This window comes from Bradyrhizobium sp. NBAIM08, assembly GCF_020193935.1.
Taxonomy (GTDB): Bacteria; Pseudomonadota; Alphaproteobacteria; order Rhizobiales; family Xanthobacteraceae; genus Bradyrhizobium; species Bradyrhizobium yuanmingense.
This window is the reverse complement of the sequence record NZ_JADYVR010000680.1, coordinates 1-422: the sequence shown is the minus strand read 5'-3', so window position 1 is coordinate 422 and position 422 is coordinate 1. Positions and strand designations below refer to the sequence as shown.

Sequence of the window (422 nt, the reverse complement as noted above, 5' to 3'; positions counted from 1 at the left end):
TCTGGGAGGCCCCTCCACTCGTGGAGGGGACCGACCCGCCCGACCGCCGCGAGGAGGAGCTGATCGAGATCGTGCCCCGGGACCGCCGCAAGCCCTACAAGATGCGCCGCATCCTCGATGCCGTGATGGACCAGGGCTCGGTGTTCGAGCTGGGTTCGGCCTTCGGACGGCCGGTGATCACCGCGCTGGCGCGCCTCGGCGGAAGGCCGGTGGGCGTGCTGGCGTCGGACACCGAGCACTACGGCGGCGGGCTGACGGGCGACGCCTCGGAGAAGCTGGCCCGCTTCGTGGACACCTGCGACCAGTTCCACCTCCCGGTGGTGAACTTCGTGGACGTGCCCGGGTTCGTGATCGGCACCGCGGCGGAGCGGGCGGGCACCATCCGCCGCGGGTCGCGCGCCCTCTTCTCGGTCTACCAGGTG

1 protein-coding gene is annotated in these 422 nt (G+C 72.0%); it reads left to right on the top strand.

What is annotated here, in order from left to right; genetic code table 11:
* Window positions 1-20: 20 nt before the first annotated feature.
* A partial coding sequence (locus I6F37_RS41535) for a carboxyl transferase domain-containing protein (RefSeq protein WP_368736831.1) occupies window positions 21-422 on the top strand: 402 nt, incomplete at its 3' end.